Here is a 24,875-nt window from a genome sequence, read left to right as displayed (position 1 = left end):
ATTATAAATAATAATTAATATAGACGACCGTATGGTCGCCTACATTAATTATTATTTATAATTCCTAACTTCACTAATGCTTGCTTTGCAGCATATTGTTCAGCCTCTTTTTTACTTTTACCTAAACCCTTACCAAATAAATCTGTATTTACTAAAACAATTACTTCAAATAGTTTATTATGATCAGGACCATTTTCAGAGATAATCTCATAGGTGATCTTACTGTCGTTTTTCTTTTGAACAACCTCTTGCAGTACGGTCTTATAGTCCTTCACGTATTCGCCACGTGCAACTAAGTGTAAATCAGCCTGAAGCTGTCTTAATACAAAATTACTAACCTGAAGAAAACCGCTATCTAAGTATATAGCACCAATTACAGCTTCAAATGAATCTGCCAAAATAGACACGCGTTCACGGCCACCTGAGCTAGTCTCACCTTTTCCTAAAAATAAATATTCTCCAATACCAAGTTCAGCAGCACACCGAGCCAAAGTAGGCTCGCAGACAATTACTGCTCGAGCCTTTGTCAATTCCCCTTCAGGAAGGTGACTAAATTGGCGAAATAAATATTCACTAACAATCAAATCTAATACAGCATCACCGAGAAATTCCAACCGTTCATTATGAGAAATTAGTATTTTTTTACACTCATTCGCATAAGAAGTGTGGGTAAGAGCTTGATGCAATAAATTGATATCTGTAAATTGCACACCTAATGTATTCGATAACCTGGATAATGCGTCCATTCTTTTTTTCGTAAGCATTTCAATCATATCATATTAATTTTCGAATTTTTTTAATAAGATAGTTGCGTTATGTCCGCCAAAACCTAAAGAATTAGATAATGCTACATTTACGACTTGTTTGCGAGATGTATGAGGAACATAATCCAAGTCCATTTCTTCATCGGGCGCATCACAATTAATAGTAGGAGGAATCATATCATTTTCCAAGGTTAAAACAGTAGCAATACATTCGATGCCGCCTGCTGCACCTAGTAAATGTCCAGTCATGGATTTGATAGAGCTAACAGCTAATTTATATGCATGCTCACCAAATAATGATTTGATTGCCAATGTTTCATTTTTGTCATTAAGAGGAGTCGAAGTACCATGGGCATTAATGTAATCAACAGCTTCTGGAGCAATACCAGCATCTTTAAGAGCCATCTCCATACATTTTGCTGCCTGTGCTCCTTCAGGGGCAGGTGCAGTAATGTGATAAGCATCAGCATTAAAACCATAACCGATAACTTCTGCGTAAATATGTGCGCCTCTGGCAACTGCGTGTTCTAAAGATTCAAGAATAACTACACCTGCTCCCTCACCCATTACAAAGCCATTACGGTCTTTGTCAAAAGGGCGTGAAGCTTTTTCTGGTTCATCATTACGCGTTGACAGGGCTTTCATTGAGCAAAAACCAGCTACTGCAATAGGAGAAATAGCCGCTTCCGTACCACCAGCCACCATGACATCTGCATCGCCGCGTTGAATGACTTTAAAAGCATCACCAATTGCATTGGTTCCTGTTGCACAAGCTGTAGTTACACAACTACATGGACCTTGTAAACCAAAGGTAATCGATGTTTGTCCAGCAGCCATGTTACCAATCATCATTGGGATAAAAAACGGACTGATACGATTTGGTCCTTTATCAAATAAATTTTTGTATTGTTCATTTAATGTATCCATTCCACCAATACCAGTACCAATCATAGTGCCAATACGGGTACGATCTTCGGTTTCCAAATTAATTCCTGAATCTTCAAATGCCATTTTACTAGCAGCAACAGCAAATTGAGTAAAGGGGTCCATGCGTTTCGCTTCTTTTTTATCAATATATTTTGCGGGATCAAAATCTTTAACCTCACCAGCAATCTGGGTAGTATATTCACTCGCATCAAAATGAGTGATTTTACCGATACCAGATTTACCGTTTAAAAGAGACTGCCAGAATTCATCTTTACCAATTCCGATAGGTGTTATCGCACCTAATCCTGTTACCACAACTCGTTTTTTCAAACGGAATCACCTCACGTTAATTTATAACTTCAACCTCTGCAAGAAGTCTATTGAAAATCTCTTTAACAGGTAGTATTTCATCTATTTTATGAATGTACTCACCGGTAAATACTAATCCAGTTTCTACATCACCCTGTTGAGCGCGAATTAATGCCTTAATAATGCAAAAGTTCTTTTTACAATGTTTTAAACAAGCATCACAGCTTTCAGGAATCGGTGCAGTACCTTCAATAATTTTCTCTGCAAATGGATTCAATAAAGCGCGACCAGGCATCCCCACTGGACTGTTGATTTCCACAATATCTTCTGGTCTAGCTTTTAAATAAAATGCTTTTAAAGCAGGAGCAGCATTTGATTCCTCACTGGCAGCAAATCTCGTTCCCATTTGCACGCCATCTGCACCCAGCCTTAATGTATCAACAATATCTTGACCGCTAATGATGCCGCCAGCACCAATCACTGGTATTTTCACTGCATTTTTTATACTAGGAAGCAATGAATGTAGGGGTTGATCTGTACCTAAATGTCCACCAGCTTCTTTACCTTCAACAATTACGGCAGAAGCGCCTAATGATTCCGAAATTTTTGCTAATTTTGCTGAAGAGACAATGGGTACAATCGGTGTACCTGATTCTTTTCCTAATCCAAACATATCGCGAGAAAACCCCGCACCTGCGACTACCAAATCAATTCCTTCTTCAATTGCAGTTTTTACAAGACCTGCAAATTCTCTTGCTGCAACCATTGCATTAATACCAATGATACCTGTGCTAGTAAGTGAACGCGCTAAGCGAATTTCTTTGCGCAATTCATCAAAACTCATACCAGAAGCAGCAATTAGTCCAATACCACCAGCTTCACCTACAGCAGCTGCTAAAGGAGCTGTCGAAATTCGAATTGCCATCCCACCTTGTATGATGGGTATTTTTGCTACTAAATTACCTATTTTAAGTTCTGGAAGTTTCAAGTTATAACTCCTCCATTCGATAGGACATTGTCTTTTAAGAAAGTCCCGCGAAAAAATCATTATTTCACGGGACTTTCCATTTTTAATACTAGAAAATTAACCTTGTTTTTCTTTTTCTATGTACTCTACCGCATCTTTTACAGCTTTAATTTTTTCAGCAATTTCATCAGGAATCTCAATGTTAAATTCCTCTTCAAAGGCCATAATTAACTCAACGATGTCAAGAGAGTCAGCACCTAAATCATCTATAAAAGTAGAATCCATAGTAACATCAGCTTCATCAACACCAAGTTGTTCTACTGAAATTTGTTTAACTTTGTCAAATGTTGTCACGATATTCACCTCCTTTCAAAGGCAACGATTTACATTAACATACCGCCATCAACGTTCAATGTTTGACCCGTAATATAATTTGCCGAGTCTGACGCTAAGAACGTCACAGCAGCTGCAACATCTTCAGGACTACCTAATCTTCCGGCAGGTATTTTTTCAGTTAATTCTGTCTTAACTTGATCAGATAAGACAGCAGTCATGTCAGTACTAATAAACCCTGGAGCAATCGCATTTACAGTAATGCCTCTCGAAGCCAATTCTTTAGCCATCGATTTAGTAAATCCAATGACGCCAGCTTTAGCTGCAGCATAATTTGCTTGACCTGCGTTCCCCATTAAACCAACAACAGATGTCATATTGATAATTTTACCGGCTTTTTGCTTCATCATAATTCGAGAAACAGCTTTTGTACAAACAAAGACACCTTTTAAATTGATATTCATAACTGCATCCCAATCTTCCTCTTTCATTCGCATTAAAAGATTGTCACGAGTAATTCCAGCATTATTTACTAAAATATCAATTTTACCAAAAGTATTAATTGTTTCTTTAACCATCGCATCTACTGCTTCCACATCACCAACGTCTGCTTTTACAATAATCCCTTGACCACCAGCAGCGACTATTATGTTTTTAACTTCCTCTGCTGCTACTTCATTACCAGCATAGTTAATTACAACTTTGGCGCCTAATTTTGCTAATTCAATTGCAACAGAACGACCAATACCTCTAGAAGCACCAGTGATAATTGCAACTTTTCCATCTAAATGCATTTTAACGAACCTCCTTGAAATAATCAAGGGTTTTTTCTAAACTACTACTATCTTCTACATTTAAATTCGCTATTTCTTTAGCAATTTTTTTAGTAAAAGATGATAATACCTTTCCAGGGCCCACTTCAATAAACGTATCAGCACCAAATTTCACGATCTCGGCTACACACTCTTCCCACTCTACAGGATGATCTGCTTGCTTCACTAAAGAAACTTCAATATCCTGACTCTTGGTAAGAGTTTGTCCATTAACATTAGCTACAACTGGGATTACTGCGTCATTGATCGTTATTTTACTTAACTCTACTGCTAACTTCTCAGCAGCTGGTTTCATTAATGTACTATGGAAAGGAGCGCTTACTGGTAGTATTACAGCTCGTTTCGCGCCAGCCGTTTTTAACATTTCAGCTGCTTTTTCAACGGCCTTAGCTTTTCCCGCAATAACGATTTGCCCCGGACAATTAAAATTCACAGCTTGGACAGCGCCAAATTCAGCCTCTGCTTTTTGGCAAATATCAATAACAATTTGACGATCGCTGCCAAGTATTGCTGCCATACTACCTTCCCCCAATGGAACTGCTTCTTGCATAAACAATCCACGTTTGCGAACTAATTGTACAGCATCACTAAAAGAGATCGCACCAGCTGCTACTAAAGCAGAATATTCACCTAGGCTATGCCCAGCTACAATTGTAGGTACGATACCATGTTCTTTTAGCACTTCATATAAAGCAATACTGACTGTCAAAATGGCAGGTTGTGTATTCACTGTTTTTCGCAATTCATCCTCTGGACCATTAAAACACATATGAGAAATTGAAAATCCCAATGCCTCATCTGCCGCCTGAAATACCTTTTTAGCTACATCAAAGTTTTCATATAATTCTTTTCCCATTCCTACCGTTTGCGAGCCTTGACCAGGAAAAACAAAAGCTATCTTTTTCATATTATACCTTCCCTTTAACTATAGTTAAATATTATCAGATATACCAGATAAAACCTTTGGTAGACCGTTAACCAAATCTTGGATAATCTCTTCTACAGACTTAATATCTGTAATCATACCTGAGATTTGTCCAACCATAACAGAACCATGATCTACATCGCCTTCACGAGCAGCTATGCGTAGTTTACCTGCACCTAACTGTTCAAGCTCTTCAGGAGAAGATCCATTTTTTTCCATGACATGATATTCACGGGTAAATTTATTGGTAAGCACCCTTACAGGATGACCAGTTGCAATGCCAGTTACAATTGTAGAACGATCTTTTGCTTTTAAAATAGCATTTTTATAATTAGAATGTGCAATACATTCTAAAGATGCCACAAAACGAGTACCGATTTGAACACCTTGAGCCCCTAAGGCTAAAGCTGCTGCCATGCCTCTACTATCGGCGATACCACCTGCTGCAATTACAGGTACACTTACTGCATCGACAATTTGAGGAATCAAAGACATGGTACTGATTTCGCCAACATGACCGCCACTTTCCTGCCCCTCAGCAATAATAGCATCTACACCCGTCCGCTCCAATCTTTTAGCTAATGCTACAGAAGCAACCACAGGTATGATTCTACTACCGATCTCTTTTAAAGCTGGTATATACTCTGCCGGGTTACCAGCACCCGTAGTAATTACTGCTACTTTCTCATCGATCACTACTTGCATCACTTCTTTTACAAATGGTGACATAAGCATGATATTAACACCAAAAACTTTTTTGGTCAACGATTTTGTTTTCTGTATTTCCCTGCGAAGCACATCTGGTGGCATATGACCAGCGCCAATAATGCCTAAGCCACCAGCATTGGAAACAGCAGCAGCAAGTTCAGCAGTAGCTACCCAAGCCATTCCACCTTGCAATATAGGATACTTAATATTTAATATTTGGCAAAGTTTATTTTTCAACAGCTTTATCCTCCTTGTACCATTTGATGACACAAGATGCCCATGTAAGTCCTGCACCAAATCCAACTAATACAACTATATCATCATTTTTAAGCCTACCATTTTTCATTGCTTCATCCATTGCAAGAGGAATGGATGCAGCAGAAGTATTACCATAATTATCAACATTTATAACGACTTTTTCCATAGGTAGCTTTAATCGTTTAGCAGCGGATTGAATAATTCTAATATTTGCTTGATGAGGAATTAAACAATCTACATCCGTATGAGATAAACCTGAATTTTCTAAAGCCTTAACCGCAGCTTCTCCCATTACTTTAACAGCAAATTTAAAAACATCATTTCCACTCATTTGAAGATAATGCAAACGCTGCCCAATGCTCTCATTTGTAGCTGGTATACGTGAACCACCTGCAGGCATTTTTAATAGTTCTCCACCTGAGCCATCAGCACCAAGTTCAACTCCTAAAATTCCATAACCTGCAGGAACCTCTCCTAAAACTACGGCTCCAGCACCATCACCGAATAGCACGCAAGTATTTCGGTCATTCCAGTCAAGAATAGTTGATAATGTTTCTGCCCCAATAACCAAAATCTTTTTATACAATCCGGTTTTAATAAATTGGGTACCGGTTACCAGACCATAGGCAAAACCAGAACATCCTGCTGATAAATCAAAAGCAGCTGCTTTACTAGCCTTGATTTTATCTTGTACCAGACATGCAGTAGAAGGAAACAACATGTCTGGAGTAGCCGTAGCCACAATAATCAAGTCAATTTCATCTGCAGTTACACCAGCATCCAGTAAAGCTCTTTCAGCAGCCAGAGCTGCCAAGGAAGAAGTAGCAACCCCCGGTTCAACAATATGACGTTGCTTTATACCAGTTCGGCTAACAATCCACTCATCAGAAGTCTCGACTATTTTTTCCAAATCTTTATTTGTAACTATTTTCTCAGGGGCATAGCTGCCGATACCAATAATACCTACCCCTTTATTCATCTCCTGCATTCGTAACAACTCCTTCCCGTGCAATATTTTCACTTATATGTTCAACAACATTATTTTGTGTAAATTCAGTCGCAACTCTAATTGCATTTTTTATAGCTTTTGCCTTAGAACTTCCATGGCAAATAATAAAACACCCATTAACACCCAAAAGAGGAGCTCCTCCGTATTCTGCATAATCAAGCTTTCGTTTTAAGCCTTTTAATGCAGGTAAAACCATTAATGATGCCATTTTGGTTAAAATACCGCTATTTTTAATACTCTCTTTTATCAACTGCATAATAGCGCTACTTAAACCTTCTCCCAATTTTAATACTACATTACCTACAAAACCATCACACACAACTACATCAACAGTTCCTTTAGGAATATCTCTTCCCTCTACATTACCAATAAAGTTAACTGTTTGCAATTGCTTTAAAAGCGGGTACGTAGCTAAAGCTTGCTCATTTCCCTTCGTTTCTTCTTCACCTATATTTAACAAACCCACACGAGGAGTTTTTATATCCAAAATATATTGAGCATAAATAGAGCCCATAATTGCACTTTGTACTAAATGTTTTGGCTTACAATCCACATTAGCACCAGAATCTAATAATACAGTTGTGCCCGTAAGATTCGGAATAGGAGTAGCAATGGTGGGTCTTTCCACACCAGGGATGCGTCCAAGTCCGAATAATGCAGCCGCTACTGCGGCACCTGTACTACCTGCTGAAACAACGGCATCACATAAACCCTCTTTAACTAAACGTGTAGCCACAACAATCGATGCATCCTTTTTCTTACGAGCTGCTGCTCCAGGATGTTCATGCATTTCAATTGTTTCGCTAGCGTGCTGGACACTGATATTTAAATGTTTCCACTGCCCTGCTTTATCCAATACTTTTTTAATTTGGATTTCGTCTCCAATTAAAACAATTTCACATTGATACTCGCTAGCGGCTTGTATTGCTCCTAATACAATTTCTTCCGGTGCATAGTCGCTACCCATGGCATCAACGGCAACTTTCATTGATAGTCTCCCTTTCATGGTTCTAAAGATACCATAATAAATTTAGCACGAAATACTTCCTGCTTTTCATTTCTAGTTTTTACCCAAATAAACGATTTATTTCCACGTTTTCTGATTACTTCAGCTTTCGCTATTAACTTTTCTCCAACGTGAATTGGCATTTTATATTTTACATTCGCAACACCAGTCAGTGCTGTAGGCGCATCAATAACGGCAAGAGCTAAGGAATTTGCTTGCGAGAACACATAATGCCCACGAGCAATCTGCGTTTTTTCAAAAACCATTTCAGGCGTTATATGTAAAATGGAGATTCCTTGTTTATCCAACTCTAAATCAATTAAATCGCCTACAATTTCATTACTGGTAATTGCCTTTAATTTATCTTGAGCACGTTCTGCCATTTGTTTCGTACGTTCTCGCAATTCAGGAATACCTAACTCCAAGCGATCTAGTCGCAAAGTTTGAATACTTACATTTAGCAATACTGCTAATTCGCCATCCGTAAGAAATGGGTTTGAATCTATTTTTTCCTTAAGTATTTCTTGTCGTAGTTTTTTATGAATTCGCGCCATCATATCACCCAGTTTTATTTCATTACACTAGTTTTTAGTAGTTGCTACTATAACCAGTTACTATTATAATCACTTAGCAAATAAAAAGCAAGAAAAAAACAGTGAGCAAGAAAAAAGTTCGAGTAACTCTTATCTTGCTCACTAAGTAAGATCTTATTCTGCTTTTGCTTTTATAACTACCTTACCATTGTAATGACCACATTCAGGACAAACTCTATGAGGCATTTTCAATTCGTGACATTGTGGACATGCTACAAAGCCAGGAACGGTTAATTTCCAATTCGCACGACGTTTGTCACGACGAGCTTTGGACATCTTACGCTTAGGTACTGCCATTTACTACACACCTCCTTAACAGGGTTTCAATTATGGTTATCGGATAAATAAAATTCAAGCAACGCAGTTAGAAAAGCCTTTAAATTTCACTTTAAAAGTTTTTGCAGTACTGCGAGTCTTGGATCGATTAACTTACCCTGACAACCGCATTGCGCAGTATTAAGATTAATACCACAATGAGGACACAATCCTCGACAAGTTTCACTACATAAGCTTTTCAATGGTTCTGCTAATATTAAGCTTTCACGCACTAAATCGGCAATATCAATTTCATCACCAGTATAACAAGCCAAATCAGCTTCATCATCAATAGCTTGCTGATAGTTATCACTAAAAGGAATTTCCATATTTGCAGAAAAATCCTCTAAACAGCAACTACATTGATATTGAGCATTAGCAGAGATCATACCTTCAACAGCTATTACTCGTCCATTATTTATCAATTTGCCTTCAACGTGTATAACACTACTCTTCCAAGGAGTTTCACCCTCGATAGCTAGTTCTTCAGCAGAAGTGACAAATTCAAATGTTTGTTCATTACCAATAGCCTTTTTAGCCTGTAAGACATTAATTTTCATCATTTTCCACCTCAACCTTCATTAATTATAGCTACCCCTCTATATTTTGTCAACAAGAAAAGGCTTGGCTAACACCAAGTCTTTTCTTATCGACAATAATATTACTTAGTACAAATACTTTTTGTATCTCGAGCGATCATTAATTCTTCATTTGTAGGAATTACAAACAATTTTACTTTAGAGCCGTCAGTACTAATTTCTCTTTCTTTACCACGAACATTATTTTTTTCATAATCAATTTTAGTATTCAAATATTCCAAACCCTTTGAAATATTTTCACGCATTTCGATAGAGTTCTCACCAACACCAGCTGTAAAGATGATTGCATCAACGCCATTCATTGCCGCTGCATAGCTGCCAACAAACTTTACAACCTCATATGTAAACATATCCAATGCCAATTGAGCACGTTCATTCCCCTCTTGGGCGGCTTTTTCAATATCTCTAAAGTCACTTGATACTCCAGAAACTCCTAAAACACCTGATTTTTTATTAATGTAAGTATCAATTTCTTCCATAGTCATATTTTCTTTTTTCATCAAAAATGGAATAATAGCTGGATCGATATTACCACAGCGGGTTCCCATCAAAAGTCCTTCTAGTGGTGTGAACCCCATACTGGTATCAACACATTTTCCATTTTCAATGGCAGCTACGCTAGATCCGTTACCTAAATGACAAGTAATAATTTTTAAATCATTATAATCTTTACCCATTAAGTCAGCAACTCGTTGTGACACATACTTGTGAGAAGTTCCATGGAAGCCATAACGTCGAATGCCATATTTCTCATACGCTTCATAAGGCAATCCATACATGAAAGCTTTCTTAGGCATTGTTTGATGAAAAGCAGTATCAAACACTACAACTTGTGGTATTCCTGGCATTAATTCAGTGCAAGCATTAATTCCTGCAATACTTGGTGGGTTATGAAGAGGTGCCATTTCGATACAATCTTCAATTGCCTTTATTACACCTGCATCTACCAGCACAGAGTCAGAAAATTTTTCACCGCCATGAATACCACGATGTCCAATCGCATCAATTTCCTTCATGCTAGAAATGACTCCATGTTTGGCATCAGTTAATGCCTCTAATACTAAGCTAATACCGATTGTATGATTTGAAATATTAGCATTAATAACAACTTTTTCTTTGTCAGCAGGCTGATGAGTTAACACTGCTCCATCTAAACCGATACGTTCAACTAACCCCTTTGCTACTACTGACTCATCATTCATCTCAAATAATTGATATTTGATAGAAGAACTTCCGCAATTCACTACTAAAACTTTCATAATTCAATTCCTCCTCGCATTCTTCTCTTCTTTACTATTCTCTTTATACGATCATACAAGTACTTAAGTTTCGACACAGTACTATTTTTTCCTTTAATTTTATACAAAGTAACTAAAAAAAACTGTTTTTCTATAGTATTAGCAATTTTCTTTTATAAATTACAAAAAGAAGTAGAGATCTGGGTATTTTTATTTATATTTGTAGAGTTTTATCAGTATAATGGATATTATAACTGAATACACAGTTATAATAATCTTTTGAAACTGGAGTGACCATATTATTATGCAAGCAGTTGGTGTTATTGTTGAATACAATCCTTTTCATAACGGTCATAAATGGCATATAGATGCTGCAAAAAAAAGATCTGGCTGTCCCTTTGTCATAGGTGTTATGAGTGGAAATTTTGTACAAAGAGGCGAACCAGCAATGTTTGATAAATGGAAAAGAGCCGAAATGGCAATTCGGGGTGGTGTAGATCTTATTATTGAACTTCCTACTGTATTTGCAGTTCGCAGTGCTCAGTATTTCGCTGCTGGAGGTATTCGTCTTTTGCATTCTTTAGGTATTGTCAGCCATGTTTGTTTTGGAGCGGAACACGCCGACTTGGAACTATTGAATAAAATTGCCACAGCTGCAAATGATGTAAATATCATGAACCAAATGCATATAAACTTGCAATTAGGTAATACGTATGCCTCCGCTTTAGGACAAGCCTTAGAAAAGCAATATAACATTGCGGGCAATATTATATCTTCTTCTAATAATATTTTAGCTGTAGAATATTTACGTGCTATAAAAAAGTTTTCACCGACATTGCAGCCAATTGCAGTTACTAGGCAACTGTCAAAATATAATGATACTACGATTACCTCATCCTTTGCCAGTGCCACGGCCATAAGGCAAGCAATTATAAATCATATGACCATTACTGACGAAATAAAAATGTCTGTCCCTGAAACAACGTCGGAAATACTTTATGACCTTCTGTCCCAAAAGCGTGGACCAGTTACTTTATCTAACTTCTCTTCTATTGTATTAGCCCAATTAAGAATAACAAGTTCTAAACAATTAGAAAAATTACCGAATGTGTCAGAGGGGCTGCATTACAAAATCCGTGATTCTTCTCTATTGGCAGCAAATATAGAGCATTTGTTAGCACTACTAAAAAGCAAGCGTTATACTTATACACGTTTACAGCGTATCCTGATTCATGCGTTATTAGGAGCTACACAGGATCAATTAGCAAGTTTTGATAAAGAAGGTCCTTTATATGCTCGAATTTTAGCCTTTAATCAAAATGGACGTTTACTTTTAAAAAAGATGAACCAAACTAATGCGATACCTCTGATAACTAAAACCACTCATTATCTAAGCAGCAAACAACGTGATACAGATACCCTTACTCCACTGCAACAAATGCTGTCTGTTGACACTTTAGCCAGTGATATTTATAGTTTAGGAATCCCTTCCTCTAGTTGGAATATGGGTGCATGGGATTTTCGTTATCCAGCTCTTTATATTCCAACATAGAATGATTTAATAAATGCTTAATATCTAAAATCATCTTCTCTGCTGCTTGTTCTCCTAGGAGTACGCTTTCATCCATATATTCAAAAGAACTTGGTTGAATATGAGCAACATCTGGCCGAATTAATATATCCCAATTGTGTTGTCGATATTTGAATAACTCCCGTTCCATAATGTCGATTGACTGAATAATGACATCAAAAATATTCGTAATGTTACAAATCGTTCCTGCATGTGCCAAATCTACAGCAATGACAATATCAGCCCCCATTTTTCGCACTATATCAATGGGAGTAGGATTTAGCACTGCACCATCAACGAGTAGCATATCTTCTAAGATAAAGGGCACAAAAAATCCTGGTACCGAAGTACTTGCTCTTACAGCAACAGCTACATTACCTTCCGTAAAGATAATTTCCTTGCCTTGTTTTATATCTGTGGCAACGATAGCTAACGGAATCCTCAAATCCGAAAATTTTTTTCCTTTTGTTAGTAAATGTATAATTTCCAATACTTTGTCACCAGAAACAATTCCCATTTTTGAAATCATAAAATCCATCCAATGGCGAGGTTTCAAGTGTTTCGCTAATCGTAAAATAGTTTCTGGCGTTTGTCCTGAACAATATAAAGCTCCAATTAAGCTACCAATACTACAACCTGCAATGTAATCAATAGGAATTTCTTCCCTTTCTAAAACCTTGAGTACACCAATATGTGCTAACCCTCTTAATCCACCAGATCCAAGAGCCACGCCAATTTTCGGCCGCATCAAACCACTCCTTAGAGCTATTTTATTAATTCCTATCTCATATAGTTATATTATCTCTCATATTTCAATATATATTAAAGACCGCCTGATAGGAGAGGAGATAATTATATGAGAATTTTCGGCAGAGGAAAACGATACCATTCGCGTCTACTAGCATATTTTATGGCGTTTAGTGTAGTCTTTATTACTATTTCTATGGTGAATTACCCAAAAGAAGCATTTGATTCTGCGATTATGGGACTAAATTTATGGTGGACTGTTGTTTTCCCTTCCTTATTACCTTTTTTTATTTTATCCGAACTTCTAATGGGATTGGGTGTAGTTCATTTTATCGGTATTTTACTAGAACCATTAATGAGACCTGTTTTTAATGTGCCAGGAGTGGGAGCTTTTGCTTTATCTATGGGATTAGCTTCTGGATATCCTATGGATGCTGTAATAACAGGCAATTTCCGTAAAAATCGACTCTGTACTGCTGTTGAGGCGGAACGACTATTATCTTTTACTAATACAGCTGACCCTCTATTTATGTTTGGCGCCGTTGCTGTTGGCATGTTTGGGATGCCAGAATTAGGTGCAGTTATTGCACTGGCACATTATCTTTCTAGTTTCCTTGTTGGGATTGTCTTTCGCTTCCACGGCCGCAAGCGAGATGATTATACTAACGAAACAAAAATAGTAAAGGGAAATATCTTACTAAGAGCCTTTCGGGCTCTATACGCTGCTAAACAGGAAGATAAACGCTCTATGGGGCAATTATTGGGCGATTCAGTAAAAAATTCAATGAATACCATCTTATTAATTGGTGGCTTTATTATCCTTTTCTCTGTCTTTTTGCGCATTTTATCTATTATCGGCATTACTGATATATTAGCAACTGTTTTTGCAGGATTATTAGGATTGATCGGCTTCACCACAAATCTTGCTCCTGCTTTAGTGAGCGGTTTATTCGAAATCGATTTAGGTGCACTAGCAGCAAGTCAAGCCGATGGATCGTTACTTGAGAAAACAGTAGTCGCAAGTATAATCATTGCATGGAGCGGCCTTTCAGTACACGGGCAAGTAGCCAGCATCGTTATTGAGTCAGGCATACGAATGTTCCCTTATATGGTAGGGAGGCTTCTGCACGCGATTTTAGCAGCGATCATTACAATATTCTTAATGAAATCTTCCTTTATGAATGCCACACAACTATTTATTTTACCAGTTCTACTAACTCCTAATTCAACGCCTGTTAGTTCATTTCTTACAAGAATTGAACAAGTAAGTTATCAGATTTTAGTATTGTTAAGTATTATGATTGCCTTATCTATTGCGATACACATTATTAGAGAATTATATGGATATATAAGAAAAAAAAGCTATTAATTCTTTAGAATCTATAACACTTATAAGATTTGCAAAACAAAGCAGCCATAAAAATAAGGAAAAACATACTCCTCCTTATTTTTACGGCTGCCTTGCTAGTAAATCTTATTTTATTTCTTTTGTTGTTGGTGAAGTTCACTGTGCCCCTGCTTAACAACTTCTAATGCTTTTTCTAAATTCCCTGAAAGATGCTTAAAAACTTGATCAGCATATACCACTGCATCATCGTGCAAATCGGATGCTTGCTTATGTGCTTGGGTAAGAATCTCGGCACTCTGCTCTTGTGCTTGTTTTGTAATCATATTTTCATCAGTTAGTTTAATTGTATAGCTTTTAGCTTTTTCAACAATATTTTGAGCTTCTTTTTGAGCATCTTCTAAAATACGTTGCCGTTCTTCCATGATCTTACTAGCATCAGAAATTGCTTTTGGCAATGCCTCCCGTAATTCATCAAGCAACCGGACAACATCATCTTCTTCTAAAACTCTTTTATTCGTAAAAGGCACACGTGCAGCATCGATTAATAGTCCCTCTAATTCATCTAATATTCCTTCAATAGTCATAAAACCTCTCCCCATTCGGTATTACTTACAATACATTCTTCATTAAAAATGTTTTGGTGTAAATTCCGTGTATATCACAACGCTAGTGCTATGATAAAGAAAACTTGAATTCAGATGGAGTTTAAACTCCACCTGATCTTACTACACTTATCCTTAGGACTTAGGCCGCTCTTGACTCCCACTTGTAGAAAGTGAGAGTCTTAGAGCGGTTTAGTCATCGGATAAATTAGATTCTTTTAATCCGACTACCAATTCTATCTTCTACACCCTTAGGCACCAATCCTGTTATACAGCCACCAAAGCTAGCCAATTCTTTTATTCCACTTGAACTTATGAATGAATATTCACTACTAGTCATAATAAATACCGTTTCTAACGTCGGATCGATTTTTTTTATTAATAACGCCCGCTGGAATTCATATTCAAAATCACTTAATGCCCGCAGACCTCTAACAATAATATTAGCATTTTGTTGATGAGCATATTCATTCAGTAAACCTGAAAAAGAATCAATGCGAATATTAGGGATATGCTTAGTTGTTAATGTTAATAATTCTACCCTCTCCGCCATGTCAAAAAGAGGTTTTTTGTTAGGGTTATGAAATACGGCTATAATTAATACATCAAATAATTTACTAGCCCTTTCAAAAATATCAATATGACCGTTGGTTACTGGGTCAAAACTTCCTGGACAAACTGCAATGCGCACTATCTAACCTCCTGATTGGTATTATATAATAAAAAACTGATTAATGTTTCTCCATATTTTTCAACACGTCTTAGCTGCAAATGATCCCATTGATTTTTTATTTCTTCATGCTTAGAATGTTCGATAACAAGTATCCCCTTTGGATTTACTATTGCATTTGTTTCAATTTTTTCTAATACTTTTTGAACCAATCCTTTATTATAAGGAGGATCGCAAAAAATTAAATCAAATGAACGACCAGTTCCTGCAAATCGATCTAGAGCCCTTATTACGTCATTTTTAAGAATCTCCGCTTGTCCAATCAATTTAGTACGCTGTGCATTTTCTTTGATGCTTGTAATGCTATCAATGCTGCTGTCAATAAAAACGGCAGCTGACGCACCACGGCTCAATGCTTCCAACCCCAAATTCCCTGTACCTGCAAAAATATCCAGCACCTGAGCATCAACAACAATATCTCCTAGTATATTAAAGACCGCTTCTTTAACTCGATCAGCTGTAGGTCTCGTTCCAAGACCGCGTGGTGCACTTAATTTTATACCCTTGGCACTTCCTGTAATTATTCTCATCTTAAATCACCTATAATCACATCTTTTATTGTAACATATTTTTATAGTATACTACATATTTTTTACTATACAACTATAATACTTTTATATTTTGTATTTTTTGATAGGTCACATATCATCTTTTGTGATTTACAAAACATATGGTATGATTATGTAGTATATTTTCATAACGAGGTGCCTTATTATGTCCAAGAACTTTAAATATTTCGTTCTTATCATCCCTTTCTTTATTGCAGCTACTATTATTTTACATATTTTTCATTGGAGATCGGATCCTATTATGACATGGAAATTCAATACAAATTATTGGTTAACTGTAGTTTTACTTCCTTTAGATAGCCGCCCCCCCTGTACACAATTCGTGGAACAATTAGGTCAAATCGCAGGAATTCGAGTATTACTTCCTCAACCAGAATTATTGGATAACTATAAAACTCCCGCTAATAAAAAGGAACTGCGCATCTGGCTAAAGCAAGTAAGCCCACAGGCAGATGCAGCTATTATTTCAACTGACATGCTAATCCACGGGAGTTTATTAGCATCGCGCCTATCTATGGGAAGCACTGAAGACACGAATGAAGTCCTTGATCTGCTAACCGTTATACACCAAGAAAGTCCCCATTTGAAAATGTATGCTTTTAATATTATTCCTCGATTATTGATTGCGGATAATCAAGAAAATATTGCTTATCAAAAAAATATGTTAAAATACTCAGTAATCAAAGACCAAGTTTATACTTTTGAAAATACTGAAGATATCAATACAATACATTCGTTAGAAAAGCAACTTCCAGCTAATGTTATACAACATTATACCGCTCTATATGAAAAAAATACTACACTAAATCTAACACTAATGAATATGGTAGAACAAGGAATGCTCGCTGGCTTAGTGATTGGGCAAGATGATGGTCAACCCTTTGGCATTCCCAACATGAACAAACAACAATTACAGCATCAACTGTCACAGAAACCTTCACTCGCAAATAAAGTATTCATTACTCGTGGTACCGATGAAGTAGCCATAAGCCTTTTAGGACACATTGCAATGGAATATTCCAACGATCATCCAAAAGTCTTTGTGATGTATTCCAATCACGATGCTGCACAGCTTATTATGCCCTTTATGCCTCATACTGTAGCCAAAACAGTACAGGAAAAAATCAGGATTGCTGGTGCCGTAGAGGTAGAAAAGATAGATGAAGCTGATTTTATTCTTTATGTACATGTTGGTACTACGAATAATCAATCAACATTTTCATCTTCGGCTGAACAAATTAGAAATCTATTAGATCAAGGCTATCAAGTAGCCTTAGTCGACTTAACAGAGAGTTTTCAAGCTTCTGAAACATTATTACCTGTGTTGTTAGCACAGGAGGTTGATATTCCTAAACTTATTGCTTACGCAGGGTGGAATACTACCAGTAACTCGATTGGAACCGCTGTCACTCAAGCTAGTATCTTTACGAAAGCATTAAAGAAAGAAAGCAACTTAACAGAAGTAATGGCTGTATACAAAGAAAATTTAGAGTTTCTAACAGCAAGGTTCTTAGATGATTTATATTACCAAAAAGAAATTAATCCGTACATTAACAAACAATTACAAAGACGAAAGATAGACCCTTATCATTTACAAACCGCTTATTATCAAACGAATGTTCAAGTGCAAAAAATGATGGTTAGTAAAGGAAAGCATTTATTACGTGAAGGATTAAGAAATTCTCCCATCACAATTCGTACGGATCAAGGATTAGAACAAATTGTTATAACCGACTTAGAGATACAAACCTATTTACCTTGGCAACGTACATTTGAAATATGGATAAAACCAACATTAGCACTCACTGCTATAAAGAAGAGTTAATTGGCGATGGACTTTTAACTTCCTCACCGATCTAAATCACACTATACTTATGACTTACTAAACCGCTCTTAACTCCCGATTGTAGAAGATGGAGTCTAAGATCGCCTTGGTCAGCGATAAAATAAAAAACAACCAGGCTAATGGTTGTTTTCTTTGTTTTCCTTGTTTTCTTTGTTTACCAGTTCGTCCGTCATTATAGCATTCTTCGCGCACCAAGGTATCTTGCTTGATAATAAGGCTTGGATAAAGCTGTTATTATTACTCTTTCTGCAGCAGAGCTGGCATGAATGAACTGATCATTACCAATATATATTCCCACGTGGGATGGACCTGGCTCGTAAGTGCTAAAAAAAACTAAATCTCCAGCTTGTAGCTCAGATACACGGATTGCCAATCCAACTTTAAATTGTTCATCAGCCATACGAGGCATAAAGATACCGTATTGGTTAAAAATATAGTATATAAATCCCGAACAATCAAATCCACTAGGAGAGGAACCGCCCCATTGATAAGGAACGTTAATAAACTTTTGTGCAAAAGAACCAATGTTTTTTTCTGGTCTTCTTGTCATCTGACCTCGACTGCTTATGTTGCCTGTTTTATACTGATGCAGCGCAGCAAGTGTTTGAGCACCTACAATACCGTCAGCCTCAAGGTCGCAGGCTTCTTGAAACCGGATAACGGCATTTAACGTACCAGAACCAAATTTTTCATCAAGTTCTCCTGAGTAAAACCCAAGTTCCTGCAGCTTACTTTGTAATAAATATACAGCTTCCCCAGACATGCCTAATTGCAATTTCAAACTCTGTGCTTCAGCAGAACCATATATGATAAAAAACATTGCGCAGCATACAACTAAACTTATTATATTTTTTGATATTTTTATCATAGATTCTCCTTAAATTTTATTGACATATCTATATTAGATACGTATAATTAATATTCGTGGGTAAAGAATATAATATTATATATTTCTTAATGTATCCATTTACAGGGGCATAGCCAAGTTGGTAAGGCACGGGACTTTGACTCCCGCATCCGTTGGTTCGAGTCCAGCTGCCCCTGCCATTTATAACTTAAAATATAAACCCAATGGCATTCAGTATTTTACTGGATGCTATTTTACTATCTTTTTTTACATAAATATCCCAATTATTATATACTTATAGCTTATTCTAATTTTGAATAAAAGACAAGTCACTCCCTTGCATATTAATCGATATGAAATCACTTAATTGCACATTTATTTTCCATATATAATATTAGCTAAATAATCTAAAAATTCCTTCAATTTATAAAATTTTATTTTTTACTATGATTTGACATAAAATAAAAAGCAGACCTTTAGCCTGCTTTTCAAATGTAATTAATGTTCTTCATTTTTTTCCTTTTTGCTAGTAGCTATTATCATTTCTGCAATACGTTGAGGCACTTCTTCGTAGTGAGAAAAGTTTAAATCAAAATGACCGCGTCCTTGGGTAATAGAACGTAAATCAATCGCATAACGAAACATTTCGGACATGGGAACTTGTGCTTTAATAACGCCAGCTCCTTTAGTAATAGGCTCCATTCCTTGAATTCGTCCACGTTTACCATTTAAATCAGCAATTACATCTCCCATAAAAGAATCTGGTACATTTATATTAACATTACAAATTGGCTCTAATAATGCTGGCTTTGCTTGTAAAGCGCCTTTACGTAAAGCCATTGTACTGGCAATTTTAAATGCCATTTCTGAAGAATCAACATTATGATACGAACCATCATATAGAGTTACTTTTACATCTACCATTGGATAGCCACCTAAAATACCACCTACGAGTGCCTCACGCACTCCTTTTTCAACAGCAGGAATATATTGACGCGGTACAGCTCCACCAAAAATGGAATCAACAAATTCGAAATTAGTCCCCATCGGTAATGGATCTAATTGTAGCCATACATGCCCGTATTGTCCATGACCACCACTTTGCTTTTTATGCTTTCCTTCTACTTTGACAGAACCACGAATAGTTTCCCGATAAGGAACCTTAGGGTCTGATAGGATTACATCTACACCAAATTTACGTTTCATACGTTCTGCCATAATGTCCGTATGTAATTCCCCGATACCACTAATCAATAATTGTTTCGTTTCCACATTTTTTACAACTTTAAATGTTTTATCTTCATCCATAAGACGATTTAAAGCATTTCCAATTTTGTCTTCATCGCCTTTATTCTTCGCTTCAATACTCATCGTAAACATCGGTTTAGGATATGTTATCGGTTCAAAAATCATAGGTTTATCTTTCTCACATAGGGTATCACCTGTTCCTGTCTCCTGTAATTTTGCAACAACAGCAATATCACCAGCATATATAATATTTAAAGGTTCTTGATGTTTGCCACGCAATGTAAAAAGATTTCCAATCCTCTCTGTTTTTTCCTTAGATGCATTATATATCATACTGTCAGGTTTCATAGATCCTGAAAATATGCGTATATAACTAAGACGCCCAACGAAAGGATCCGCAGTGGTTTTAAATACTAATGCTGAAAAACCATCAGAAGCTTTTCTCTCCACAATTTCCTTTGAGACAGGATGAGTCCCTAAGAAACGACTAGCTTCAGAAGATGGAGTATAATCCAATACTGCATTCATAATTTCTTGTATTCCGATATTTTTATAGGCTGCACCGCACATAACAGGAATTATATTTCCTTGAAAGACACCTTTTACTAACCCTATTTTTATTTCGTCATCTGATAATTCTTCTCCATCCAGGTATTTAGCTAAAAGATCATCATCTGACTCGGCGACAACTTCAATCAATTTCTGACGAAGTTCCAAAGCCATTTCTCTTAAATCTTCTGGAATATCTGCCTCTGCTCCTTGAGAGCGTTGACTAGGGGAAGGTAAAATTGCTTTCATTCTTACTAAATCGATAATCCCCTTAAAGTTTTCTTCTGCGCCAATGGGTAGTTGAATTGGCAAAATAATGGAACCAAATTTATCTTTCATCTCCTGAATTACATTATAAAAATCCGCATTCTCACGATCCATTTTGTTAATAAAAACAATACGAGGTAAATTTAGTTCACTAATATATTGCCAAACTTTTTCGGTTTCTACTTCAACTCCTGATGCAGCGCATACTACAACTAAAGTACTATCAACAGCTCTTAATGTACTTTTTACTTCCCCAACAAAGTCAGCATATCCAGGAGTATCAATAAAATTAATTTTATGATCACGCCACTCACACGGCGCTAACGCCGCACTAATCGTTACTTTTCGTTTAATTTCTTCTGGCTCAAAATCTGTGGTCGTTGTCCCATCATCCACACGTCCGATGCGGGTTATGGCTCCTGCATTAAATAATAAAGCTTCAGCAACACTTGTTTTTCCTGCCCCACCATGAGCCACAATGCCCACGCTTCTAAGCTTATCACTTCTGTACTCTTTCAAATTAATTCCCCCTATATTAATTTAGCCTTCTACCCATACTAATTAATATAACTTTTTTTACACTTCTCCGTGAATACTGAACATTCCTTCTTTTCAGTTTATTCATTATAAAAATTAATAACCGCCTATAATAGGCGGTTATTCTTTAATCAGCTTACGAACTTTTACAAAACAGCTGCATAATTTTACGCAGTGGCTTAGGTACTGACATAACATAGATTTTTAAAGGTTTCACCGCGTTCGCCTCCCTCATTACTTAACATGATACACACATTATATATTTATATTGTATGCTACGATAGAGGCATTGGTGTATCTGATATTCATTATTGATTTTGCGCAAGTTCTGCTCGAGATAACATAAAGCATAAATCAGATAACCGATTTAAAGCAATTAAAACTTGTTCGTTTACGTCTTCTTGCTTTGACAATTTAATGGCTTGCCGTTCCCCTCTTCTAGCAGTAGTGCGAGCTAAATCCAAAGCAGCAGCCCCGGCACTTCCACCAGGAATAATAAATTCTTTTAATGGAGGCAGCTTAGCATCAAGTGCATCAATGTATTGCTCCAATTGTTTTACATGAGCTTCCGTAATATAATATGATTCCTTATTAACACTAGCAAGATCTGCCATGACCATCATTAACATTTTTTGTACGCTATAAATAATATCTTTATTATCGTTTTTACAGCACCACACCCTTGCTAATCCTAAAGCAGAGTTAATTTCATCAACTATACCATAAGCTTCTACTCTCAAACTATCTTTGTCAATGCGCTCTCCCGTCAATAAACCTGTAGTTCCTTTATCGCCAGTTTTTGTATATACTTTCATGGAAAATCTCCTCCTTAAATCTTATAGTAGTCTAAAGCTTCATTTAGAACGTCAAAGGATGAGCATAACTAACACTTCACCGTTTTACTTACCCTACGCTTATAGTTATGTTCATCCTTTACCTGCATGGCTATAGATGGCTGTTTTTCAAAGAGAAACCTTATAAATAAAGTTCTTTCTCAGTGAAAAAATTCTTAATTTCTCTTTCTGCACTTATCAAACTATCAGAGCCATGAATGATATTTTTTCTAATATTTAACGCGAAATCTCCACGAATCGTACCTGCTGCAGCATCAATAGGATTAGTCGACCCCATCATAAATCTTGAAGCTTTAATCGCATTTTCTCCTGCTATTACCATAGCAATAAGAGGACTAGAGGTAATAAAATCGACTAATTCATGAAAAAAGGGTTTATCAGTGTGTTCATAATAATGAATTTCAGCTTGCTTCCTGGTTAATTGCACCATCTTTATTGCAGCAATTTTAAAACCACGTTTTTCAAAGCGATCAATAATTTGCCCACATACACCTTTAACGATAGCATCAGGTTTTAATAGAAGTAAGGTCTTTTCCATGAGTATCACCTCTTCAATTTCTTAACGATAATGTAATGATTCTTTATAATAATTAAGAGCAGATTGCCTAATATTTTCAATTTCCTCTTCGGTTACTGTTCTGATCACTCTTCCTGGTGCTCCCATCACCAAAGAATTAGGAGGAATTTTTTTATGCTCTGTGATGAGGCATCCTGCACCGATAATACAATTTTCTCCGATATCTGTATAACTTAATATAGTAGATCCCATACCTATAAGGCAATTACTGCCTATATGACAAGCATGTAAGATAACTCCATGACCAACAGTAACATAATCTTCAATAATCGTTTCATAGTCATGCATTGCATGAATCGTGGAGTTATCCTGTATATTCGTAAAGCTGCCAATACTGATAGGATGAACATCACCGCGTATTACAGTATTAAACCAGATACTGGCATGGGAGGAAATTGTAACATCACCTATAATATATGCGCCACCAGCCAAAAATACATTATCATCAATTTGAGGAACGGTTCCCTTATAAGGTATTACATTATCTTTCAACATTTAATTCACCAACTTATCATATGTCGTAGCATCTAACTTCTTTATGATTGCCATTAATAACTCGATTGCAGACTGGTAATCATCCCGATGGATAATACTGTGATGACTATGTATGTAACGTGTAGGGATACTCAATACCAAGCTAGGTACTCCCTTTGCATGAACATGAATGCGCCCAGCATCCGTCCCACCCCCTTCTGTAAATTGCAGTTGATAAGGAATTTGATTTTCATTAGCAATTTCAATAACGAAATCACGCAATTTTGTATGTGGAATCATACTAGCATCATAAATGCAAATCGCAACACCTTTACCTAACTTACTCGATGCCTGATCTTCAGAAATACCCGGTGTATCCCCAGCAATACAAGTGTCAATTGCGAATGAAAGATCTGGATTGACAACACCTGCACTAGTCGTTGCGCCCCGTAAACCAACTTCCTCTTGGACAGTTCCTACCCCATATACGGTATTTGAATGTTTTTCTAAAGCAAGTTGTTCCATAACCTCCGCCATTATGGCACAACCAATTCGATTATCCCAGGCTTTAGCCATTAAAAGTTTTTCATTTGCCATAACAGTAAATTCACTATATGGAACAATCGCATCACCAGGACGAATTCCAAATTTAACTTTAGCCTCTTCTTCACTACTAGCCCCAACATCAATATACATCTCACGCTTTTGTACAACCTTCTTGCGATCTTCTGGAGTCAGAACATGAGGCGGCTTACTACCAATAACACCTGGAATATCGCCTTTGGCAGATAGTAATGTAACTTTTTGCCCTAGCATGACTTGTTCCCACCAACCACCTAAAGTGACAAATTTAATAAAACCTTCTTTAGTAATATTTTTTACCATAAATCCAATTTCATCCATATGACTAGCTAACATAATTTTAGGCCCAGATTGTTGACCTTCTTTTTCAAATATGATACTGCCTAACTTATCATAGGATACCGTTACATGATTATTAATTTTTTCTAACAGTAAATCCTTTACACGATGCTCAAATCCGGATACTCCAGGAACCTCCGATATTTTCTTTAACCATACTAATGTCTTATCCACAATATCCTCCTTTATTTCTATAAGTGTACTTTCAAAACAACTATACATTCACTATTGATAAACCCATATAGTGAAGTAGTCTAGCCATGGCGAATTAATCGTTATTCTTATTTTTCAATGATTCCGACTATAATATCTTTTGTTGCTATACATACACCCCAAAAAGGAAACGAGTTTCTCCTGGTATTGTTTTCTATTTCTCATAATAAAATTCCTCTTTTGCCTACTTTA

26 protein-coding genes and 1 tRNA gene are annotated in these 24,875 nt (G+C 36.6%); 4 read left to right on the top strand and 23 right to left on the bottom strand.

The genetic code is table 11. The features are described 5' to 3' along the window. Window positions 1–44 precede the first annotated feature (44 nt). The 13 genes from rnc to LMF89_RS06855 form a co-directional block, all read right to left on the bottom strand. A complete protein-coding gene (gene rnc, locus LMF89_RS06915) occupies window positions 45–773 on the bottom strand; it encodes a ribonuclease III (RefSeq protein WP_229534462.1) in 729 nt (242 codons plus the stop codon). 6 nt (window positions 774–779) lie between these two features. Then, on the bottom strand, window positions 780–2,021 hold the full coding sequence (gene fabF / locus LMF89_RS06910; RefSeq protein ID WP_007952964.1) for a beta-ketoacyl-ACP synthase II: 1,242 nt from the start codon (window positions 2,019–2,021) through the stop codon (window positions 780–782). Window positions 2,022–2,037: 16 nt separating this feature from the next. Continuing rightward, the gene (locus tag LMF89_RS06905) at window positions 2,038–2,988 is read right to left on the bottom strand and encodes an NAD(P)H-dependent flavin oxidoreductase (protein ID WP_007952965.1); all 951 of its coding nucleotides are present in this window, start codon (window positions 2,986–2,988) and stop codon (window positions 2,038–2,040) included. Window positions 2,989–3,084: 96 nt separating this feature from the next. Next, window positions 3,085–3,321, bottom strand: coding sequence for an acyl carrier protein (locus LMF89_RS06900; RefSeq protein ID WP_007934581.1), 237 nt, complete (start codon window positions 3,319–3,321; stop codon window positions 3,085–3,087). A 29-nt stretch (window positions 3,322–3,350) separates the two neighbouring features. Continuing rightward, a complete protein-coding gene (fabG, locus tag LMF89_RS06895; RefSeq protein WP_229534461.1) occupies window positions 3,351–4,094 on the bottom strand; it encodes a 3-oxoacyl-[acyl-carrier-protein] reductase in 744 nt (247 codons plus the stop codon). Between the two features lies 1 nt (window position 4,095). After that, a complete protein-coding gene (gene fabD, locus LMF89_RS06890) occupies window positions 4,096–5,040 on the bottom strand; it encodes an ACP S-malonyltransferase (RefSeq protein ID WP_229534460.1) in 945 nt (314 codons plus the stop codon). Between the two features lie 24 nt (window positions 5,041–5,064). Then, window positions 5,065–6,003: an enoyl-[acyl-carrier-protein] reductase FabK gene (gene fabK / locus LMF89_RS06885; protein ID WP_229534459.1), complete on the bottom strand. Its 939-nt coding sequence runs from the start codon at window positions 6,001–6,003 to the stop codon at window positions 5,065–5,067. Further along, on the bottom strand, window positions 5,993–7,012 hold the full coding sequence (locus tag LMF89_RS06880) for a beta-ketoacyl-ACP synthase III (RefSeq protein ID WP_229534458.1): 1,020 nt from the start codon (window positions 7,010–7,012) through the stop codon (window positions 5,993–5,995). The genes fabK and LMF89_RS06880 overlap by 11 nt, the downstream gene beginning before the upstream one ends. Then, window positions 6,996–8,021 carry a phosphate acyltransferase PlsX gene (plsX, locus tag LMF89_RS06875; RefSeq protein WP_229534457.1) on the bottom strand — a complete coding sequence of 342 codons (1,026 nt, stop codon included), beginning with the start codon at window positions 8,019–8,021 and terminating at the stop codon, window positions 6,996–6,998. Before plsX ends, LMF89_RS06880 begins: the two co-directional genes overlap by 17 nt. Before the next feature lie 14 nt (window positions 8,022–8,035). Beyond that, window positions 8,036–8,596: a transcription factor FapR gene (fapR, locus tag LMF89_RS06870; protein WP_229534456.1), complete on the bottom strand. Its 561-nt coding sequence runs from the start codon at window positions 8,594–8,596 to the stop codon at window positions 8,036–8,038. A gap of 150 nt (window positions 8,597–8,746) precedes the next feature. After that, window positions 8,747–8,929, bottom strand: coding sequence for a 50S ribosomal protein L32 (rpmF, locus tag LMF89_RS06865; RefSeq protein ID WP_007934595.1), 183 nt, complete (start codon window positions 8,927–8,929; stop codon window positions 8,747–8,749). An 86-nt stretch (window positions 8,930–9,015) separates the two neighbouring features. Further along, a complete protein-coding gene (locus LMF89_RS06860; RefSeq protein ID WP_229534455.1) occupies window positions 9,016–9,510 on the bottom strand; it encodes a YceD family protein in 495 nt (164 codons plus the stop codon). Between the two features lie 98 nt (window positions 9,511–9,608). Next, window positions 9,609–10,805 (bottom strand): acetate/propionate family kinase, encoded by a 1,197-nt coding sequence (locus LMF89_RS06855; RefSeq protein WP_255711052.1) that lies wholly within the window; start codon window positions 10,803–10,805, stop codon window positions 9,609–9,611. 283 nt (window positions 10,806–11,088) lie between these two features. Between LMF89_RS06855 and LMF89_RS06850 the strand changes: the two genes are divergently transcribed. Then, window positions 11,089–12,336 (top strand): nucleotidyltransferase, encoded by a 1,248-nt coding sequence (locus LMF89_RS06850; RefSeq protein ID WP_229534454.1) that lies wholly within the window; start codon window positions 11,089–11,091, stop codon window positions 12,334–12,336. On the opposite strand, the gene LMF89_RS06845 is transcribed toward LMF89_RS06850, so the two are convergent. Further along, the gene (locus LMF89_RS06845) at window positions 12,278–13,102 is read right to left on the bottom strand and encodes a patatin-like phospholipase family protein (protein WP_007952979.1); all 825 of its coding nucleotides are present in this window, start codon (window positions 13,100–13,102) and stop codon (window positions 12,278–12,280) included. The genes LMF89_RS06850 and LMF89_RS06845 overlap by 59 nt on opposite strands. A 108-nt stretch (window positions 13,103–13,210) precedes the next feature. On the opposite strand from LMF89_RS06845, the gene spoVV reads away from it, so the two are divergent. Beyond that, entirely contained in the window at window positions 13,211–14,470 is a 1,260-nt protein-coding gene (gene spoVV, locus LMF89_RS06840; protein WP_229534453.1) for a dipicolinic acid transporter SpoVV, read from the top strand. A 110-nt stretch (window positions 14,471–14,580) separates the two neighbouring features. Here spoVV and LMF89_RS06835 read toward each other — a convergent pair whose 3' ends face one another. The 3 genes from LMF89_RS06835 to rsmD all read right to left on the bottom strand — a co-directional run bounded on the left by LMF89_RS06835 (window position 14,581) and on the right by rsmD (window position 16,311). Continuing rightward, on the bottom strand, window positions 14,581–15,033 hold the full coding sequence (locus LMF89_RS06835; protein ID WP_007952983.1) for an ATP synthase subunit B family protein: 453 nt from the start codon (window positions 15,031–15,033) through the stop codon (window positions 14,581–14,583). Between the two features lie 226 nt (window positions 15,034–15,259). After that, window positions 15,260–15,742, bottom strand: coding sequence for a pantetheine-phosphate adenylyltransferase (gene coaD / locus LMF89_RS06830; RefSeq protein ID WP_007952985.1), 483 nt, complete (start codon window positions 15,740–15,742; stop codon window positions 15,260–15,262). Beyond that, window positions 15,742–16,311, bottom strand: coding sequence for a 16S rRNA (guanine(966)-N(2))-methyltransferase RsmD (rsmD, locus tag LMF89_RS06825; protein WP_007952987.1), 570 nt, complete (start codon window positions 16,309–16,311; stop codon window positions 15,742–15,744). Before rsmD ends, coaD begins: the two co-directional genes overlap by 1 nt. Before the next feature lie 184 nt (window positions 16,312–16,495). Here rsmD and LMF89_RS06820 point away from each other — a divergent pair, with 184 nt between their 5' ends. After that, window positions 16,496–18,175, top strand: coding sequence for a DUF4127 family protein (locus LMF89_RS06820; RefSeq protein ID WP_229534452.1), 1,680 nt, complete (start codon window positions 16,496–16,498; stop codon window positions 18,173–18,175). Between the two features lie 193 nt (window positions 18,176–18,368). On the opposite strand, the gene LMF89_RS06815 is transcribed toward LMF89_RS06820, so the two are convergent. Continuing rightward, the gene (locus tag LMF89_RS06815) at window positions 18,369–19,064 is read right to left on the bottom strand and encodes a C40 family peptidase (RefSeq protein ID WP_229534451.1); all 696 of its coding nucleotides are present in this window, start codon (window positions 19,062–19,064) and stop codon (window positions 18,369–18,371) included. 103 nt (window positions 19,065–19,167) lie between these two features. On the opposite strand from LMF89_RS06815, the gene LMF89_RS06810 reads away from it, so the two are divergent. After that, window positions 19,168–19,243 (top strand) — tRNA-Gln (locus tag LMF89_RS06810). Window positions 19,244–19,541: 298 nt separating this feature from the next. On the opposite strand, the gene fusA is transcribed toward LMF89_RS06810, so the two are convergent. From fusA to LMF89_RS06785, 5 genes are all read right to left on the bottom strand, one after another. After that, complete coding sequence (gene fusA / locus LMF89_RS06805; protein WP_229534450.1) at window positions 19,542–21,626, bottom strand: elongation factor G; 2,085 nt, start codon at window positions 21,624–21,626, stop codon at window positions 19,542–19,544. A 326-nt stretch (window positions 21,627–21,952) separates the two neighbouring features. Then, window positions 21,953–22,459, bottom strand: a complete 507-nt coding sequence (locus LMF89_RS06800) for a cob(I)yrinic acid a,c-diamide adenosyltransferase (protein ID WP_007952994.1) — start codon at window positions 22,457–22,459, stop codon at window positions 21,953–21,955. Window positions 22,460–22,619: 160 nt separating this feature from the next. Next, window positions 22,620–23,036, bottom strand: coding sequence for a nucleoside-diphosphate kinase (gene ndk, locus LMF89_RS06795; protein ID WP_007952996.1), 417 nt, complete (start codon window positions 23,034–23,036; stop codon window positions 22,620–22,622). 21 nt (window positions 23,037–23,057) lie between these two features. Next, a complete protein-coding gene (locus LMF89_RS06790) occupies window positions 23,058–23,567 on the bottom strand; it encodes a gamma carbonic anhydrase family protein (RefSeq protein WP_229534470.1) in 510 nt (169 codons plus the stop codon). A gap of 3 nt (window positions 23,568–23,570) precedes the next feature. Further along, window positions 23,571–24,644, bottom strand: a complete 1,074-nt coding sequence (locus LMF89_RS06785) for a M42 family metallopeptidase (RefSeq protein WP_007953000.1) — start codon at window positions 24,642–24,644, stop codon at window positions 23,571–23,573. Window positions 24,645–24,875 lie beyond the last annotated feature (231 nt).

The organism is Pelosinus baikalensis (assembly GCF_020819555.1).
Classification (GTDB): Bacteria; Bacillota; Negativicutes; order DSM-13327; family DSM-13327; genus Pelosinus; species Pelosinus baikalensis.
This window is presented reverse-complemented; position numbering and strand designations above follow the sequence as displayed.

Coding starts and splice junctions, on each gene's coding strand:
- rnc (WP_229534462.1), bottom strand. CDS start 773: ATGATTGAAATGCTTACGAAAAAAAGAATGGACGCATTATCCAGGTTA.
- fabG (WP_229534461.1), bottom strand. CDS start 4,094: ATGCATTTAGATGGAAAAGTTGCAATTATCACTGGTGCTTCTAGAGGT.
- fabD (WP_229534460.1), bottom strand. CDS start 5,040: ATGAAAAAGATAGCTTTTGTTTTTCCTGGTCAAGGCTCGCAAACGGTA.
- LMF89_RS06880 (WP_229534458.1), bottom strand. CDS start 7,012: ATGCAGGAGATGAATAAAGGGGTAGGTATTATTGGTATCGGCAGCTAT.
- plsX (WP_229534457.1), bottom strand. CDS start 8,021: ATGAAAGTTGCCGTTGATGCCATGGGTAGCGACTATGCACCGGAAGAA.
- fapR (WP_229534456.1), bottom strand. CDS start 8,596: ATGATGGCGCGAATTCATAAAAAACTACGACAAGAAATACTTAAGGAA.
- rpmF (WP_007934595.1), bottom strand. CDS start 8,929: ATGGCAGTACCTAAGCGTAAGATGTCCAAAGCTCGTCGTGACAAACGT.
- LMF89_RS06860 (WP_229534455.1), bottom strand. CDS start 9,510: ATGATGAAAATTAATGTCTTACAGGCTAAAAAGGCTATTGGTAATGAA.
- LMF89_RS06855 (WP_255711052.1), bottom strand. CDS start 10,805: ATGAAAGTTTTAGTAGTGAATTGCGGAAGTTCTTCTATCAAATATCAA.
- LMF89_RS06850 (WP_229534454.1), top strand. CDS start 11,089: ATGCAAGCAGTTGGTGTTATTGTTGAATACAATCCTTTTCATAACGGT.
- LMF89_RS06845 (WP_007952979.1), bottom strand. CDS start 13,102: ATGCGGCCGAAAATTGGCGTGGCTCTTGGATCTGGTGGATTAAGAGGG.
- spoVV (WP_229534453.1), top strand. CDS start 13,211: ATGAGAATTTTCGGCAGAGGAAAACGATACCATTCGCGTCTACTAGCA.
- LMF89_RS06835 (WP_007952983.1), bottom strand. CDS start 15,033: ATGACTATTGAAGGAATATTAGATGAATTAGAGGGACTATTAATCGAT.
- rsmD (WP_007952987.1), bottom strand. CDS start 16,311: ATGAGAATAATTACAGGAAGTGCCAAGGGTATAAAATTAAGTGCACCA.
- LMF89_RS06820 (WP_229534452.1), top strand. CDS start 16,496: ATGTCCAAGAACTTTAAATATTTCGTTCTTATCATCCCTTTCTTTATT.
- LMF89_RS06815 (WP_229534451.1), bottom strand. CDS start 19,064: ATGATAAAAATATCAAAAAATATAATAAGTTTAGTTGTATGCTGCGCA.
- LMF89_RS06800 (WP_007952994.1), bottom strand. CDS start 22,459: ATGAAAGTATATACAAAAACTGGCGATAAAGGAACTACAGGTTTATTG.
- ndk (WP_007952996.1), bottom strand. CDS start 23,036: ATGGAAAAGACCTTACTTCTATTAAAACCTGATGCTATCGTTAAAGGT.